The sequence below is a fragment of the Acidovorax sp. 93 genome (genome assembly GCF_003633835.1).
Classification (GTDB): Bacteria; Pseudomonadota; Gammaproteobacteria; order Burkholderiales; family Burkholderiaceae_C; genus Acidovorax; species Acidovorax facilis.
The window spans coordinates 243,434-259,617 of record NZ_RBIT01000001.1 but is presented as its reverse complement, the minus strand read 5'-3'; the positions used below and the strand labels follow the sequence as shown (position 1 = coordinate 259,617).

Sequence of the window (16,184 nt, the reverse complement as noted above, 5' to 3'; positions counted from 1 at the left end):
GGAAATGGCCATGAACCGGAATTCCGCCTGGAAACGCCGTGCGCAGACGGCAGCCTTGTGCGCGCTGCTCGCTGCAGCGCCCCTGGCCGCCCACAGCCAGAACGTGATGAACATCCTCAACTCCCTGGGGGGCGGGCTGGGCTCGGCCATCACGGGGGGCAAAGCCGCTCCGGCGGCGCAGGGTGACGATCTGATCAGCCTGCTCACGCAGTCGATGGAGAACATCGACGAGGCCAAGGAAATCGAGATCGGCCGCCAGCTGGCCGCCCTGCTGCTGGGCGCCAAGCCCGCCCACCCGGACATGGCGCTGCAGCGCTATGTGAACCGCCTGGGCCGGTGGGTGAGCCTGCAGTCGTCGCGCCCCGGACTGCCCTGGACCTTTGTGGTGCTGGACGACGCAGGCTACAACGCCTTTGCCGCGCCGGGCGGCTATGTGTTCGTGACGAAGGGGCTCATTGACCGCTGCGCCGACGAGTCCGAGCTGGCGGGCATCCTGGCGCACGAGATCACGCACGTGACCTCCAAACACCACCTCCAGGCCATCCGGCAAAGCGCCATGGCGGGGGTCGGCACGCAACTGCTGGCTTCGCAGATCCGCACCAGCAACATCGCCGGACAGCTCGTTAAGGACCAGCTGCTGTCGCTGTTCCGCACCGTCTACACCAAGGGGCTGAGCCAGTCCGACGAATTCGAGGCGGACCGCACCGGGGTGTCGCTGGCGGCCAAGGCGGGTTTTGACCCCTACGGTCTGGTCTCGGTGCTGCAGCAGCTGCGCACCGTCACGCCGGACAACCCCATGTTCACGCTGACGATGTCCACCCACCCCGCCGCACAGGCCCGCCTGGACTACCTGGAGCAATCCATGGGCCGGCAGCTCGATGGGCTGGGCGGGTCGCGCGCATCGATTGCACAGCGCCTGGGCGGCAGTGCGCCTGCCAGTGCTCCGGCACCCTCTGCCCGGCCTGCAGCGGCAAAGAAGGCGGGATAAGTCACCCCCAAGGAGAGCGCGCACCCGCTCTCCGCTGCCAGGTCAGGGCGCTTGGCGGCGCGCCAATTGGGTAAACACAAAAATACCCGTGATCACCAGTGCCGTGCCCGCAGCCACCCACACCGTGAACGGCTCACCCAGAATCCACACCCCCATGAGGATGGTGGACAGCGGCCCCACCATGCCGGTCTGCGCGGTCATTCCAGCGCCCACGCGCTCAATGGCCATCATCACCATGAGCACGGGCGCAGCCGTGCAGAGCGTGGCGTTGAGGATAGACAGCCAGATCACCTCGGGTGCCACCACGGCAGCACTGAAGGGCCGCAGCACCACAAACTGCAGCAGGCACAGCAGGCACGCCACGGTGGTGGCCAGACCCACCAGCCGCAGCGAACCCAGGCGCCGCACCATCTCGCCGCTGTAGACCAGATAGATGGCATAGCTCACCGCACTCAGGAACACCAGCAGGGTGCCCCATGCAGCATTGGTGCCCTGCAGATTGGCCTCGTGGCCGAACACCAGCACCACGCCGCAGTAGCTGATCAGCATGCCCACCGCCTGCCCCCAGGTGATGCTGCGCCGGTACAGCACCCAGCCCAGCATTACCACCAGCGTGGGGTTGAGATACAGGATCAGGCGCTCCAGGCTGGCACTGATGTAGGCCAGCCCTGCAAAGTCCAGAAAGCTCGCCAGGTAGTAGCCCGTGAGCCCCAGGCCCAGCACGCCCAGCCAGTCCTTGCGGGTCAGGGGGGACTTGCCCCGGCTGGCCCACCAAGCCATCACGGCAAAGATGGGCAGCGCAAACAGCATGCGGTACATGATGAGCGTGACCGCATCAACACCATGGCGGTACGCCAGCTTGACGATGATGGCCTTGCCGCTGAAGGCGATGGAGCCCAGCAGGGCCAGGGCGAGACCGGCTGCTACGTTTTTTGCAGCTGCTTGCGCTTGTACAGATTGGTCTATAGACACTTTTAATGTATTTTTCGGTTATCCATTGCGTTGCGCGGCAGCACAGCCCATGAAACTGGCACGCCCTGACGCGAGGTGGCCGCGGAACTGGCTTTGCCAGGCCGCTGGCCGCGTCCCCCTCCCGTAGCGCGCAGCGCGTAGAGAGAGGGGGAAGGAGCGAAGCGACTCAGGGGGATTCATCAATACCCCGCCACCTGGCCGTCGCGACGCGGATCGCTGGCGGCCACATAGCCCTGTACCTTGGGGTCGCCCATGCGCCAGATGAACTGGCCGGCGCCAAAGTCCTGGTAGGAATCCTGGATCACCTCCATGCGGTGCCCCAGGCCCAGCAGGCCCTGCACCGTCGCGGCGGGCATGGCGGCCTCGACGTTGATCGACAGCCCTTCATTGAAGCGCCAGCGTGGTGCGTCGCAAGCCACCTGCGGGTTCTGGCCGTAGTCCAGCATGCGCACCAGGGTTTGCATGTGGCCCTGTGGCTGCATGTTGGCGCCCATCACTCCGTAGCTCATCACGGGCTGGCCGTTTTGCGTGAGGAAGGCGGGGATGATGGTGTGAAACGGTCGCTTGCCGGGTGCCACCAGGTTGGCTGGGTTGGGGCCCGCCGGGTCGGTGCTGAACGCCTGGCCCCGGTTCTGCAGGCTGATGCCAAAGGTGGGCTCCACACAACCCGAGCCGAAGCCCATGTAGTTGCTCTGGATGAAGCTCACCATCATGCCGTTTTCGTCGGCCGCAGTGAGGTAGATCGTGCCACCCTTGACCGGATTGCCAGCCCCGAAATCCTGCGCCTTGTTCATGTCGATGAGTTTGGCACGGGAGGCCAGGTACGCGTCATCGAGCATTTGCGCGGGGGTCACCTCCATGGACGATGGCTCGGCCACATAGCGGTACACATCGGCAAATGCGAGCTTCATGGCCTCGATCTGCAGATGCTGGGACGCTGCGCCATCCACGGGATGGCTCGCCAGATCGAATCGGTCCAGTATGCCCAACGCAATCAGCGCTGCGATGCCCTGCCCGTTGGGCGGGATCTCGTGCAGGGTATAGCCTCGGTAGTTGCGGGCAATGGGCGTAACCCATTCAGGGCGGTGTGCTGCCAGATCCGCCAGTGTCAGGCTGCCGCCCTGGGCCTGCGAGAAGGCGACCAGCGCCTGGGCAATTTCGCCCGTGTAGAACGCCTGGCCTTGTGTGGCTCCGATGGCGCGCAGCGCTCGGGCTGCGGCGGCAAACTGGAACAGCTCACCCACCTGCGGCGCGCGGCCCCAGGGCATGAAGCTTCGCGCAAACCCCGGCTGCGACTGCAGCTCAGGCACTGCAGCGGCCCATTTTTGCTGCACCACCACCGGCACCAGGTAGCCACGCTCGGCAATCTCGGCGGCGGGCTCCATCAGCGCGGCAAAGGGCAGCTTGCCGAAACGCTCGGACAGAGCGACCCACGCGCTGACGGCACCCGGCACAGTGACGGAATCGATCCCGCGTTTGGGAGGGCTCGCCGGGCTCTTGCCGTAGCGGCTGTGAAAGTACCCGGGTGTCCAGGCCGCAGGGGCGCGGCCCGAGGCATTGAGCCCGTGCAGGGCCTGTCCGTCCCACAGGATGCAGAACGCGTCGCTGCCCAGCCCATTGCTCACGGGCTCGCAGATCGTCATGGCCGCTGCCGCCGCCACAGCAGCATCGACGGCATTGCCGCCCTGCTGCAGCATGCGCAGGCCCGCCTGGGCGGCCAACGGATGCGAGGTGGAAACCACATTGCGCGCAAACACCGGCAGGCGGGTGCTGGCATAGGGGTGGGTGTAGCTGAAGTGCATCGAGCCATTATGGGTCGCGTGCCATGTCCGCACACCGGGCATACGGCAAGGGCCTGCCTGCCCGTCGGGCTTGGCCCCACCCCCAGCATCCCTGCTCAGCACTCAGCACGCCGCGGTGCGCTGAGCTGTCTTCTTGTGGATCCCTGCTAGCCGTGCTTGCGGAACACCCGGTGGTGCAGCCGCCTCAGCGACCACCACACGCCGCCCGCCACCACCGGAATGGCGATGGCCGCCGTGGTTTCCGGCGACAGGGGCCAACCCAGCTTCTGCGCCCCCTTGGCCAGGTAGCTCACCAGGCCCACGATGTAGTACGTGATGGCCGCCACCGACAGGCCCTCCACCGTGGACTGCATCTGCAGCTGCAAATCCTGCCGGTGGTTCATCGTGGTCAGCAGCGCCTGGCTGCTTTGCTGCTGCTCGATCTCCACGCGGGTGCGCAGCAGGTTGCTCATGCGGGAGACACGTTGCGACAGCGCATCCTGGCGCCGCGCCGCCCATTCGCAGGTGCTGCGTGCAGGCGTGAGGCGCCGGTCCATGAATTCCCGAATCGTCTGCATCCCGGCCAGGCGCGATTCGGCAATGTCCTGAATGCGCTTGTCCAGCAGTTCGAAGTACGCGCTGCTGGCCGAAAAACGCGAGTGGGTGGCCGCATACTGGCTCTCCACCTGCCCGGCCAGACGGGTCAGGCGGTCCAGCAGCGCAGGCTCTGCGTCGCGGTTGGCGGTGCGGATGGCGTCGGCCAGTTCGGCCAGTTCGCGTTCGGCAAAAGCCAGCACACTGGCGGCCTCGCGCGCAGCAGGCAGGCCCAGCAAGGCAGCCATGCGGTAGGTCTCGATTTCGAGCAGGCGCTGCACCAGGCGGCCCAGGCGGCGCTGCGTCATGCCGCCCGCGAGCAGCACCATGCGCGAGAACCCATCGGCGTGGATCGCAAAATCGGTGTAGACCTCGCCATGCCCGTCGGCCACCGTGGAGGCCACCAGCGTGTCCTCATGCAGCACATGCTTGACCAGCGACCCCGAACCAAAGGTGTGGGTGGGCAGTACCCACAGGTTGAGGCTGCACAGACAATGCCCGGGCAAAGCCGCCAGCCACCCGCGGGGCACCGCGTCTGCGGCGCTGGCCGGCTCCCGCTCGCCAAAGGCGTCGGCCGCCATGGGCACCATGAAGGTCCAGGACACAAACTCGGTGTGCAGCTCCCAGCGCATGCGGTAAGCCCCCAGGTCCATGCGCAGGTGCGTGGTGTCCGCATCGGGCAATGCCAGGTGGTGGTCGCGCAACAGAGCCGCCACATGGGCCCGGCTCGCTTCACGCCCTGCGGCATCGGCCAGCATCACGATGTGTGCAATGGCCAGCGGGGCCGTCATGGCCTCGGGCGGACGGGCGTGGATTTCGTTGTGCAGCATCGCCCGGTGGGGATGCTGTGGCAGATGGAATGGAGTGGACATGCGGGCCTCTTGCCCGCCATTGTGTACTGGCGCTGAGGGCGTGCTGCGGCTGCAGATCGCCAAAAAACAACGGCACCCGAAGGTGCCGTTGTTCTGGAGTCGGATGGAAAAGGCCGTGCCGTCAGTCTTCGACGAAGGCTTCCTCGCGCTTGCTCTTCACCGAAGGCAGCAGCACGATGATGAGCAGCAGTGCCGCAGCAGCCAGCAAGCCTGCCGACAGCGGACGCGTGACGAACACGCTCCAGTCGCCACGCGACAGCAGCAACGCGCGGCGCAGGTTCTCTTCCATCATCGGGCCCAGGATGAAGCCCAGCAGCAGAGGTGCGGGTTCGGTGCCCAGCTTGTGGAAGATGTAGCCCACCAGACCAAACGCACCCACCATCCAGATGTCCCAGGTGTTGTTGTTGGTCGAATACACACCCACGGCGCAGAACAGCACGATGGACGGGAACAGCCAGCGGTAGGGCACCGTGAGCAGCTTGATCCAAATGCCGATCAGCGGCAGGTTCAAGATGATCAGCATGGCATTGCCCAGCCACATCGAGGCGATCAGGCCCCAGAACAGCTCGGGATTGCTCGTCATCACCTGGGGACCAGGCTGGATGTTGTGGATCGTCATGGCACCCACCATCAGCGCCATCACGGCGTTGGGGGGGATACCCAGCGTCAGCAGCGGGATGAAGGAAGTCTGCGAACCGGCATTGTTGGCCGACTCGGGCGCTGCCACACCACGGATGTTGCCCTGGCCAAAAGGCACTTCACCGGGCTGGAGCTTGGTCTTCTTCTCCACGGTGTAGGCCGCAAACGCAGCCAGCAATGCCCCACCACCGGGCAGGATACCGAGGGCGGCACCCAGCGCCGTACCCCGCAGCACGGCAGGAATCATGCGCTTGAAGTCGTCCTTGGTGGGGAACAGGCCTTCCACCTTGGCAGTGAACACTTCGCGCTCATCGTCAGGGCGCGAGAGGTTGGCAATGATCTCGCCGTAGCCGAAAACACCCATGGCGATGGTCACAAAGCCGATGCCGTCGGTCAGTTCAGGAATGTCGAAGCTGAAACGGGCCACACCCGAGTTCACGTCGGTACCCACCAGGCCCATCAGCAGGCCCAGCACGATCATGGCCACGGCCTTGAGCAGCGAGCCCGAAGCCAGCACCACGGCGCCAATGAGGCCCAGCACCATCAGCGAGAAGTACTCGGCAGGGCCGAACTTGAACGCCACTTCGGTCAACGGAGGTGCGAATGCCGCCAGGATCAGCGTACCCACGCAGCCGGCAAAGAACGAGCCCAGGCCCGCCGCCGCCAACGCAGGGCCCGCACGGCCCTTGCGCGCCATCTGGTAGCCGTCGATCACGGTCACCACCGACGAGGACTCACCCGGCAGGTTCACCAGAATGGCAGTGGTCGAACCACCGTACTGCGCACCGTAATAGATACCGGCCAGCATGATCAGCGCAGCCACGGGCGGCAGCGCGTAGGTGGCTGGCAGCAGCATGGCGATGGTGGCCACCGGGCCAATGCCGGGCAACACACCAATGAGCGTGCCCAGCAAGCAGCCCACAAAGCAGTAAATGAGGTTTTGGAACGTGAACGCAACGCCAAAACCCATCGCGAGGTTGTCAAATAATTCCATGGTCGGTGCTCCTGCTCAACCCGTGATGAAACTCGGCCACACAGGGAACTGCAGCTTGAGCGCCCAGACGAATGCCACGTAACTGCCAATGGCCAACACAGTGGCCAGGATGAACACGGACTTCGCGTGGAACTCCTGGCCCGCCAGGCTTGCAATGAAGGTCAGTGCATAGATGCCCACGATGAGGCCCATCGCCGGGACACCTATGCTGGGCAAACCGCCCAGCAGGATACCGAACGCAAAGTTGGCAGCCAGGATGAAGAACAGCGGCTTCCAGGCCCACTTTCCAATCTTGTCACCGTCCTGGGTTTCGACCGTGGTGGCCTTGAAGGTGATCGCGCCGCCGATGATGGCCAGCAAGATACCCAGCAGCAGCGGGAAGTAACCCGGGCCCATGCGGGCCCCGTTTCCGACGTTGTACGTGGTGGCTCCCCACGCAAACGCAACACCAACCCCCATGAACATGAGGCCGGCAAAGAAGTCTTTTTGACTTTTGATTTTCACGAATTGTCTCCTTGGCGGGAAATCTCGACTGCGCGATTGTGCGTGCAACCAAGGCCCGCGCGGATGTGGATTCCACCTACATCCGGTAACGCTTGGGATGTCCTGCATAACCCTCGCGCGTCGGTGGTAGTGCGGATCGGGAAAGGCCGCAAGGCGTCTTTTTGCGGCCAATAGCATGGCTATTGGCAAGAAAAGCAACGCAGCGGACTGCCCGAGGCCGCGCTATCACAGACCGCAGGGAGTTATGCAGGACATCCCTTGCTCCTGCGGAGCTGGTTCAAGGTCTTACTCCAGCGGCGGTGTCGCAGCAATCACCTCGTCCAGAGTGGTCAGGCCCTCTGCCACCCGCAGCGCGCCTGCCAGGCGCAAGGGCCGCATGCCATCCTGCACGGCCTGGCGGCGCAGCTGGTCGATCGAGGGCGCCTGGTTGATCTTCTCCTTGAGCGCCTCGGTCACGGTGAGCAATTCATACAGGCCCATGCGCCCCCGAAATCCTCCCATGCGGCAGTCCACGCAGCCCACGGGCTTGTAGGGGTGGTAGCCGCCACTGAGCTTCCAGGGCTTGACCACCTCCACCAGCGTTTCGCGCTGCGCCGTTTCATCCTTTTGTTTGCACTGCTTGCACAGCGTGCGCACCAGCCGCTGGGCCAGCACCCCCAGCAGCGTGGCATTGAGCAGATAGGGGGGCACCCCCAGTTCCATCATGCGGGTGATGGCCGACGGGGCGTCGTTGGTGTGCAGTGTGGAGAACACCAGATGCCCGGTCAGCGCAGCCTGGATGGCCATCTCGGCCGTCTCCAGGTCGCGGATTTCGCCCACCATGATGATGTCCGGGTCCTGGCGCATGAGGGCACGCAGGCCTTCGGCAAAGTTGAAGTCGAGCTGGGGCTGCACCTGGGTCTGGTTGAAGCTGGGCTCGATCATTTCGATCGGGTCTTCCACCGTGCTCACGTTCACCTCTTCGGTCGCCACCCGCTTCAAGGTGGAATACAGCGTGGTGGTCTTGCCCGAGCCCGTCGGCCCCGTCACGAGAATGATGCCGTGCGGGCGCTTGACCAGCGCCTCCCAGCGCTCGGCATCGTGCTGGGCAAAGCCCAGGGCGTCCAGATCCTTGACGGCATTGTCCGGGTCAAAGATCCGCATGACCATCTTCTCGCCAAACGCCGTGGGCAGGGTGGACAGGCGCATTTCCACCTCGTCCCCGCGCTGGTTGCGCGTCTTGATGCGGCCGTCCTGCGGACGGCGCTTTTCCACCACGTCGATGCGGCCCAGGAGCTTGATGCGCGAGACCATGGCGTTGTGCACGCCCATCGGCATCTGGTAGACCGGGTGCAGCACGCCGTCGATGCGAAAACGGATCACGCCCTGGTCGCGCCGTGGTTCCAGGTGGATGTCGCTCGCGCGCTGGTCAAAGGCATATTGCCAGAGCCAGTCCACCACCTTGACCACGCCCTGGTCGTTGGCGTCGAGCTGCTTGTTGCTCTTGCCCAGTTCCACCAGCTGCTCGAAGCTGCTGCCCCCGGAGTTGCCCCCTGCCTTCTGCGCGGCGCGCACGGACTTGGCCAGGGCAAAAAACTCTGCAGTAAACCGGTGAATGTCCAGCGGGCTGGCCACCACGCGGCGCACCGTGCGCCGGGACTGGCGCTCCACCTCCGCCACCCAGTCCTCGATGAAGGGCTCGGCCGTAGCCACCACCACTTCCTTGGGGGTGACCTGCACGGGCAGCACCTTGTGGCGCTCTGCATAGGTGGCGCTCATGGTTTCGGCCACGCGCCCCACGTCCACCTTGAGCGGGTCAATGCGCAAATAGGGCAGGCCCGCGCGCTTGGCGAGGTACTCGGAAAGCGCCTCGATGTCCAGCGGCTTGCCATCGCTGGCACGTTCCATGGCCACGTTGGCCAGGCGCACCAGCGCATGCTGGGAGCTTTCCGCCTGCGAGCAGCGGGCGATGGTGCGTTGAGCTTCTTCCTGGGAGATGACTTCGTCATCGCTGAGCCACTGCACCATGCGTCGCCAGTCCACCGGACCGACGTAGGGTCGCGCCGCAGTGCTGGCCAGGGAAGCGGAGATTGTTTTCATCAGATACCTTTCCGAAACGGGGCTGTGGGCGGCCCGGGGGCTCAGGCCGCGACGGGCTTGAATGCCCGCAGCCATTTGGTGGTCGGCAGGTCCCAGCGCGCCTGGATGGCCTGCGCCTGCACGTCGAGTTCCGCCCGCTTGGGGCGCGTTGGCGTCTTCTGGGCCAGCACCACGGTGTTGCCTTCTCGCGTGGGCTTGAAGGCCCAGAGTGCCTTGTCACCAAAGGCCGCCGCCATGCTCTGCAGGCTGCGCTCAAAGCTGGACGCCCGCCCGAACAGGTTGACCGTCATGCACCCCGTGTCGGTCAGCAAGGCGCGGCAGTCGGCGTAGAAGTCTGCGCTGTCGAGCACCGGCGCTGCGGCCTCATGGTCGTACAGGTCCACCGCCAGCGCATCCACCGTGCCCTGCCACATGGGGTTCTTGATCTCTTGCGCCGCATCGGCCAGCACCACCCGCAGCTTGGGGCCATCGGGCGGCAGCTTGAACCATTGCCGACATACCGCCAAGACCTGTGGGTTGAGCTCGATGGCCGTGGTGCAGATGCGCAGCTTCTTGTGGCAGAACTTGGTGATGGCACCGGCCCCCAGCCCGAGCTGCATGGCGTGCCCCTTGGACACCTGGGGCAGGTCGGCAAACAACAGCCACGCCATCATGCGCTGCACGTACTCCAGTTCCAGTTCAAAAGGCTCTGCAACGCGCATGGACCCCTGAATCCACGGGGTGCCCAGGTGCAGGTGGCGCACTTCGCCGTCATCAGAGACGCTGACTTCGGGCAGTTCTTGTGATTTTTCTTTTTTGCGGGTCATTCACAACAATCAAAGCAGGCGGTGGGCCGCCATCAGGTCCGCCCAGGCAGCCAATTTACGTTCAAAACTCCAGGAGGCATTGGCCGGGCTGGTCGAGGGCAGACGGTGCGATGCGATAGAGCGGGCGGAACCAGGCCCGGAACCCGTGCCCACGCTCTGATCGAGAAGCACATCATCATGCGCCGCAGCGCGGGGGGGCCGGAAGCTGCCGAGCACCGCCGGGGCATGCTTGAAGCTCTCACCCCCATTGTGGGCGACGGCGGCGAGCTGCGGACACACCGCCTGCAGGTGCGCAAAGTCGTTGACCCGCGCATTGCGGATGCTGGTGTCCAGGCTGCCCTCCCGCTCGCAGCTCTCATACACATCCCACAGGCCAAGCCCCCGTGCCAGCAACCAGTCGCAACGTGCGGCATACCCTTCGGCCCCTGCGGGCGGCAATGGATGCTGCGGCCACAGCGCTTGCAAGATCTTCCAGAAATGGTTTTGCGGGTGTGCGTAGTACTGGCGCAGCCGCAAGGAGGCAGCCCCCGGAAAACTTCCGAGGACCAGCACCACCGTGCCTGCAGACACCACCGGCGGCAGCCCCTGGAGGCGCACCGGCAGGGCTGGCGCCGGAGCATCAGGGAGCGAAGGGGTCTGCGTCAGAGCGGCGTCGGGCATCCGCCGATTCTGAACCGAAACCCGTCAGCAACCCCGCGACATCCTCAAAAAAAACGATAGCTGTAAACCCTTTACCACAAAGCGCTGGCCTCCTAAAAACCTACCAATTGGTGGATCAGACGGAGACCAGAGCCTGCAACCGGGGCAGCGCAACCAGCGCATTGGCACAGGTGATACCCGCCAAATCCTCCAGCGGCTGACTGCGCAGCTCGGCCAATGCGCTTGCAATGCGCGGGAGTTCGCCGGGTGCATTGCGCCCTTGGGGCAGGCCTTCGAGCCGCTGGGCGGCGGTGGCATACAACCAATGGGGCGGGATGTCCGGCGCATCGGTCTCCACCACCAGGGCCTCTGCGGGCAGTTCTGCCGCCAGGCGACGCAGCTGCAGCGCCCGGTCGTAGGTCATCGCGCCGCCAAACCCCAGCTTGAAGCCCAGGGCGATGAACGCCTGCGCCTGCTGCAGGCTGCCGTTGAAGGCATGGGCGATACCGCCTTGTACCGGCAGCTCCCGCAGGCCTTTGAGCAATTTGTCGGACGAGCGGCGCACATGCAGGATTACGGGCAGGTCGAACCGGCGCGCCAGCTGAAGCTGCGTGCGATAGAACTGCTCCTGCCGGGCTGGGTCCAGGCCGGGCACGAAGTAATCCAGGCCAATCTCTCCGATGGCCACCAGGCGCTGGTCAGCACGATGCTGTTCCAGCTCCTGCGCCAGCAGCTCCAGATCTGCGTCGTGCGCGCGCCCTGTGTACAGGGGGTGAATGCCCAGCGCATAGCTGTCGCCATGCCGATGGGCCAGGCCGCGCACCGTGGCCCAGTTGCTGCGCTCCACCGCCGGAATCACACAATGGGCTACGCCCTGGGCCCGCGCCTGGGCACGCACGGCATCGCGGTCGGGGTCAAATTCGGGCGCATCCAGGTGGCAATGGGTATCGATCCAGACAGTCATGGAGTGATGATGCCCCATCAGCCCCGACCGCTCCCTCGGCGTGAAACCTTGCAAGTGCACTCTGCAGCGATCCGTGCTAACGTGAAAACCGTGCGCCGTCTCGCGGCGTCTTCCGTAGAAAAGGTGACAGGATGCCCCGGCCCGCCCTCTACAGCAGCTCCCGCCACACCCGCCGCTCCCCGCCCGAGCCGGTTGAAAAAGTGCCTGCGCCCACCGAACAACCAGCGGCCAGTGTGATGGAGCCCTCTCCAAACCCTGCCACCAAGCCTGTGGCGGGCACGGCTCTGTCGCGGCGCCATCTGTACTCCCTGTGGGCACTGATCGCGCTGCTGACCACATTGCTGCTCTACAGCCTGTGGCTGCACCAACGCCCCGCCGCCCAGCGGATCACCCAGGAAGACATTGATGCCGCCGTGCTGCGCACGCTGGAGACGACCACCCCGCCCTCCGCCGCCGCCCGCGCTGTGGAAGCGATCTCTCCCTCGATCGTGCGCGTGGTGGGCTACGGCCGCAGCAAAAACGGCAAGGAAGAGGTGGAACGCGGCATTGGCACGGGCGTGGTGATTGTGGACAAAGGCATCATCCTGACCAACCTGCACGTGGTGGCGGGCGCGGACCGCATTGCAATCACCTTCCACGATGGCCTGGAAACCACCGCCAGCATCACGGGCGCCCAGCCCGAAAACGACCTGGCCGTGCTGCAAGCCCACAAAGTACCCGATGACCTCTTCGCAGCCCCGCTGCGCTCCACCCAGGACCTGCGCCCCGGCGACCACGTGGTGGCCGTGGGCTTCCCGTTCGGCATCGGGCCTTCGGCCTCAGCGGGCGTGGTCTCTGGCCTCCAGCGCGAATTTACCTCGCCCGAAGGCAAGCGCCAGCTCAGCAACCTGATCCAGTTCGATGCTGCGGCCAACCCCGGCAACTCCGGTGGCCCACTGGTCACGCTCGATGGCGAGGTGGTGGGCATCGTCACCGCCATCCTGAACCCCACGTCGGCACGCACCTTCATCGGCATCGGGTTTGCGGTGCCCATCGAGAACGCGGCTTCTGCCGTTGGCATGCCCCCCTTCTGATCCCGACCCTTCACAAGGAGCACCATGGAAACCACCCCATCGCCCTCTGCCATGAACAACGCCGCCACCGCCACCCTGATGGAGCAGGTGCTCTACGAAGTCAAGCGCGTGGTGGTGGGCCAGGACCGCTTTCTCGAGCGGGTCATGGTGGCCATGCTCGCCCAGGGCCATCTGCTGGTCGAAGGTGTGCCGGGCCTGGCCAAGACGCTGACGGTGAAGACGCTGGCCAGCACCATCCAGGGCAGCTTCAAGCGCATCCAGTTCACGCCCGATCTGGTGCCCGCCGATCTGGTGGGCACGCGCATGTACAACCAGAAGACCGGCGAGTTCAGCACCACGCTGGGCCCGGTCTTCACCCACCTGCTGCTGGCCGACGAAATCAACCGCGCACCCGCCAAGGTGCAAAGCGCCCTGCTGGAGGTGATGCAGGAACGCCAGGTGACGATTGCAGGCGAGACCCACAAGGTGCCCGAGCCCTTCCTGGTGATGGCCACCCAGAACCCCATCGAGACCGAAGGCACTTACGCGCTGCCCGAAGCCCAGGTGGACCGCTTCATGATGAAAGTGCTGCTGGGCTACCCCACCGAGGAGGAAGAGTTCGTGATCGCCCAGCGCGCGCTCGATGTGTCCGTGCAGGTGCTGCCCGTGGCCACCACCGCGCAGCTGGCGGCGCTGCAGGCCGAATGCCGCACCGTGTATGTAGACCCGTCGATGCTGCAATACGCCGTGAAGCTGGTGGCCGCCACCCGCGAGCCCACGCGGCATGGCCTCAAGGACCTGACCGGCTACATCAGCTGCGGCGCCAGCCCGCGCGCCACCATTGCCCTCGCAGAGGGCGCCCAGGCCCTGGCCATGCTGCGCGGGCGCAACTACGTGCTGCCCGAAGACATGACCGACCTGGCGGCCGACGTGCTGCGCCACCGCATCGCGCTGTCGTACGAGGCGCTGTCCGAGGGGCTGGATGCCGATGCCCTCGTCAAGCGCATCATGGCCAAGATACCGGCGCCTGCCCGGCCTCTGCATCATGAGCAAAAAGTTGCCTGACACCACTTCAGCCGCGGTCCACACGCTGCCCACCCTGCCGGGGCAGGCGGACCGGTTGCTGCGCGAGCTGGAGTGGAAGGTGATCCGCCGCCTGGACGGCCTGCTGCAGGGCGACTACCGCACGCTGATGCGCGGCAGCGGCCTGGACCTGGCCGACCTGCGCGAGTACCAGCCGCATGACGACGTGCGCCACATCGACTGGAACGTGACCGCGCGTCTGAACATCCCCCACGTGCGCGTGTTCACCGAAGACCGCGAGATGTCCGCCTGGTTTTTGCTGGACCTGAGCCCGTCCATCAACTTCGGCCCGCAGGGCAACGCCAAGCGCGACATCCTGACCGGCTTTGTGGCCGTGCTGTCGCGCCTGCTGACGCGCCACGGCAACCGCGTGGGCGCCATGCTCTACGGCGCAGGCAATGCACCCGCCCGCGCTGTGGATGCGGTGTTACCGCCCCGCAACAGCCGCGCCCATGTGCTGCATCTGGTGCACCGGCTGTTGACACCGCCCGCCCCTGCCACCGGCACATCCAAACCCGGCGGAGGCGCCACAGAACTGCACCGTTTGCTGCAAACGGGCCTGGCCAACCTGCGCCGCCGCTCCACGGTGTTTGTGGTGTCCGACTTCATCAGCGCACCCGGCTGGGAAAAGCCCCTGGCCCAACTCGCCCAGCGGCACGACGTGGTGGCCGTGCGCCTGCTCGACCCGCTGGAGTTGGAACTGCCCGATGTGGGCCTCATCACGCTGCGCGATGCCGAAAGCGGCGAGCAGCTGCAGGTGGACACCCACGACGCGGGCTTTCGCCGCCGCTTCGCCCGCTTGGCGGCCGAACGCGAGGCCGTGCTGCGCGAAGGCCTGACCCGCGCGGGCGCCGACACGCTGGAGCTGTGCACCGACGACGATCTGGTCGATGCCCTGCTGCGTTTCATGGACCTGCGCCAGCGCCGGGTACGCACCTCCCGAGCCGCGCCCTCCCGCGCTGCAGACCCGGCGCAGCACGCCGCCTGAACGAACCAAAACGCGCCCCGCCCGAAGGAACACACCATGGTTTTTCTCTGGCCCACCCTGCTCTGGCTGTTGCTGGTCGTGCCCCTGCTGGTGCTGATGTACTGGTGGCTGCTGCACCGGCGCAAGAAAACGGCGCTGAGCTATTCCAGCCTGTCGCTGGTGCGCGAGGCCATGGGCCCCGGCCAGAACCTGCGCCGCCACATCCCGCCCGCACTCTTTCTGCTGGCGCTGGTGGCGCTGCTGCTGGCCACCGCACGCCCGCTGGCCGTCATCACCCTGCCCTCGCAGGACCAGACCATCATGCTGGCCATGGATGTCTCGGGCAGCATGCGCGCCGCCGATGTGGAGCCCGACCGCCTCACTGCTGCGCAGAACGCCGCCAAGGCCTTCATCGCCGAGCTGCCCCGCCATGTGCGTGTGGGCATCGTGGCGTTTGCCGGCAGCGCCCAGCTGGCCCAGCTGCCCACGCAAAGCCGCGAAGACCTCATCAAAGCCATCGACAGCTTTCAGCTCCAGCGCGGCACGGCCACGGGCAACGGCATCATGCTGTCGCTGGCCACCATCTTCCCCGACGCGGGCATCGACATCTCCGCCCTGGGCGGCCGCCAGGCCATGCGACCCAAACCCATTGACGAAATTGGCAAGCAAGACCCGGCCAAGGCGTTCACACCTGTGGCGCCCGGCTCCTACACCTCGGCCGCCATCATCATGCTGACCGACGGCCAGCGCACCACTGGCGTGGACCCACTGGAGGCCGCCAAATGGGCGGCCGACCGGGGGGTGCGGGTCTATACCGTGGGCGTGGGTACGGTGGCGGGGGAGACCATCGGCTTTGAAGGCTGGTCCATGCGGGTGCGGCTGGACGAAGAAACCCTGAAGGCCGTGGCCACGCGCACCAACGCCGAGTACTTCCACGCGGCCACCGCCGCAGATTTGAAGAAGGTGTACGAGACGCTCAGCTCACGGCTGACGGTGGAGAAGCGGGAAACCGAAATCTCGTCATTGCTGGCGTTGCTGGGGGCGACGTTGGCGTTGCTGGCAGCCGGGCTGTCGGTGTGGTGGCACGGGCGGATTTTATGAGATTTTTTGGCTCTACCGCTTACTAGAAAAGCGTAAACAGCTACCATTTTTATAGCATATAGCCTGTAGTGCTTGTCTCGGGCGTGCTTGGGATGCGAGTAAGCGCCACCGTGCACTCATCAGCATTCTCCAAACCATAGACTTCAAAA

14 protein-coding genes are annotated in these 16,184 nt (G+C 65.5%); 5 read left to right on the top strand and 9 right to left on the bottom strand.

Annotation, left to right across the window (positions count from 1 at the left end; genetic code table 11):
- Positions 1–10: 10 nt before the first annotated feature.
- Positions 11–988 carry a M48 family metalloprotease gene (locus C8C93_RS01190; RefSeq protein ID WP_233559222.1) on the top strand — a complete coding sequence of 326 codons (978 nt, stop codon included), beginning with the start codon at positions 11–13 and terminating at the stop codon, positions 986–988.
- A gap of 42 nt (positions 989–1,030) precedes the next feature.
- Here C8C93_RS01190 and C8C93_RS01185 read toward each other — a convergent pair whose 3' ends face one another.
- The 9 genes from C8C93_RS01185 to C8C93_RS01145 form a co-directional block, all read right to left on the bottom strand.
- Positions 1,031–1,960, bottom strand: coding sequence for a DMT family transporter (locus C8C93_RS01185; RefSeq protein ID WP_121505638.1), 930 nt, complete (start codon positions 1,958–1,960; stop codon positions 1,031–1,033).
- A 179-nt stretch (positions 1,961–2,139) separates the two neighbouring features.
- On the bottom strand, positions 2,140–3,762 hold the full coding sequence (locus C8C93_RS01180) for a gamma-glutamyltransferase family protein (protein WP_121505637.1): 1,623 nt from the start codon (positions 3,760–3,762) through the stop codon (positions 2,140–2,142).
- Positions 3,763–3,908: 146 nt separating this feature from the next.
- Positions 3,909–5,165 carry a DUF3422 domain-containing protein gene (locus tag C8C93_RS01175; protein WP_228896822.1) on the bottom strand — a complete coding sequence of 419 codons (1,257 nt, stop codon included), beginning with the start codon at positions 5,163–5,165 and terminating at the stop codon, positions 3,909–3,911.
- 163 nt (positions 5,166–5,328) lie between these two features.
- Complete coding sequence (locus C8C93_RS01170) at positions 5,329–6,840, bottom strand: tripartite tricarboxylate transporter permease (RefSeq protein WP_055401467.1); 1,512 nt, start codon at positions 6,838–6,840, stop codon at positions 5,329–5,331.
- A 15-nt stretch (positions 6,841–6,855) separates the two neighbouring features.
- Positions 6,856–7,344: a tripartite tricarboxylate transporter TctB family protein gene (locus tag C8C93_RS01165; RefSeq protein WP_055401465.1), complete on the bottom strand. Its 489-nt coding sequence runs from the start codon at positions 7,342–7,344 to the stop codon at positions 6,856–6,858.
- Positions 7,345–7,629: 285 nt separating this feature from the next.
- Positions 7,630–9,423 carry a GspE/PulE family protein gene (locus tag C8C93_RS01160; RefSeq protein WP_055401463.1) on the bottom strand — a complete coding sequence of 598 codons (1,794 nt, stop codon included), beginning with the start codon at positions 9,421–9,423 and terminating at the stop codon, positions 7,630–7,632.
- Between the two features lie 41 nt (positions 9,424–9,464).
- A complete protein-coding gene (locus C8C93_RS01155) occupies positions 9,465–10,229 on the bottom strand; it encodes a hypothetical protein (RefSeq protein ID WP_055401461.1) in 765 nt (254 codons plus the stop codon).
- Between the two features lie 9 nt (positions 10,230–10,238).
- Positions 10,239–10,889: a DNA-deoxyinosine glycosylase gene (locus C8C93_RS01150; RefSeq protein ID WP_121505635.1), complete on the bottom strand. Its 651-nt coding sequence runs from the start codon at positions 10,887–10,889 to the stop codon at positions 10,239–10,241.
- Positions 10,890–11,004: 115 nt separating this feature from the next.
- Entirely contained in the window at positions 11,005–11,832 is an 828-nt protein-coding gene (locus C8C93_RS01145; protein WP_121505634.1) for a TatD family hydrolase, read from the bottom strand.
- A gap of 131 nt (positions 11,833–11,963) precedes the next feature.
- Here C8C93_RS01145 and C8C93_RS01140 point away from each other — a divergent pair, with 131 nt between their 5' ends.
- From C8C93_RS01140 to C8C93_RS01125, 4 genes are read left to right on the top strand one after another with little or no spacing between them, the layout of a single operon-like run.
- Positions 11,964–12,905, top strand: coding sequence for a S1C family serine protease (locus tag C8C93_RS01140; RefSeq protein WP_121505633.1), 942 nt, complete (start codon positions 11,964–11,966; stop codon positions 12,903–12,905).
- 24 nt (positions 12,906–12,929) lie between these two features.
- A complete protein-coding gene (locus tag C8C93_RS01135) occupies positions 12,930–13,949 on the top strand; it encodes a MoxR family ATPase (protein ID WP_121505632.1) in 1,020 nt (339 codons plus the stop codon).
- Positions 13,930–14,955 carry a DUF58 domain-containing protein gene (locus C8C93_RS01130; RefSeq protein ID WP_199726965.1) on the top strand — a complete coding sequence of 342 codons (1,026 nt, stop codon included), beginning with the start codon at positions 13,930–13,932 and terminating at the stop codon, positions 14,953–14,955. Before C8C93_RS01135 ends, C8C93_RS01130 begins: the two co-directional genes overlap by 20 nt.
- A gap of 36 nt (positions 14,956–14,991) precedes the next feature.
- Entirely contained in the window at positions 14,992–16,035 is a 1,044-nt protein-coding gene (locus tag C8C93_RS01125) for a VWA domain-containing protein (RefSeq protein WP_121505631.1), read from the top strand.
- Positions 16,036–16,184: the final 149 nt, after the last annotated feature.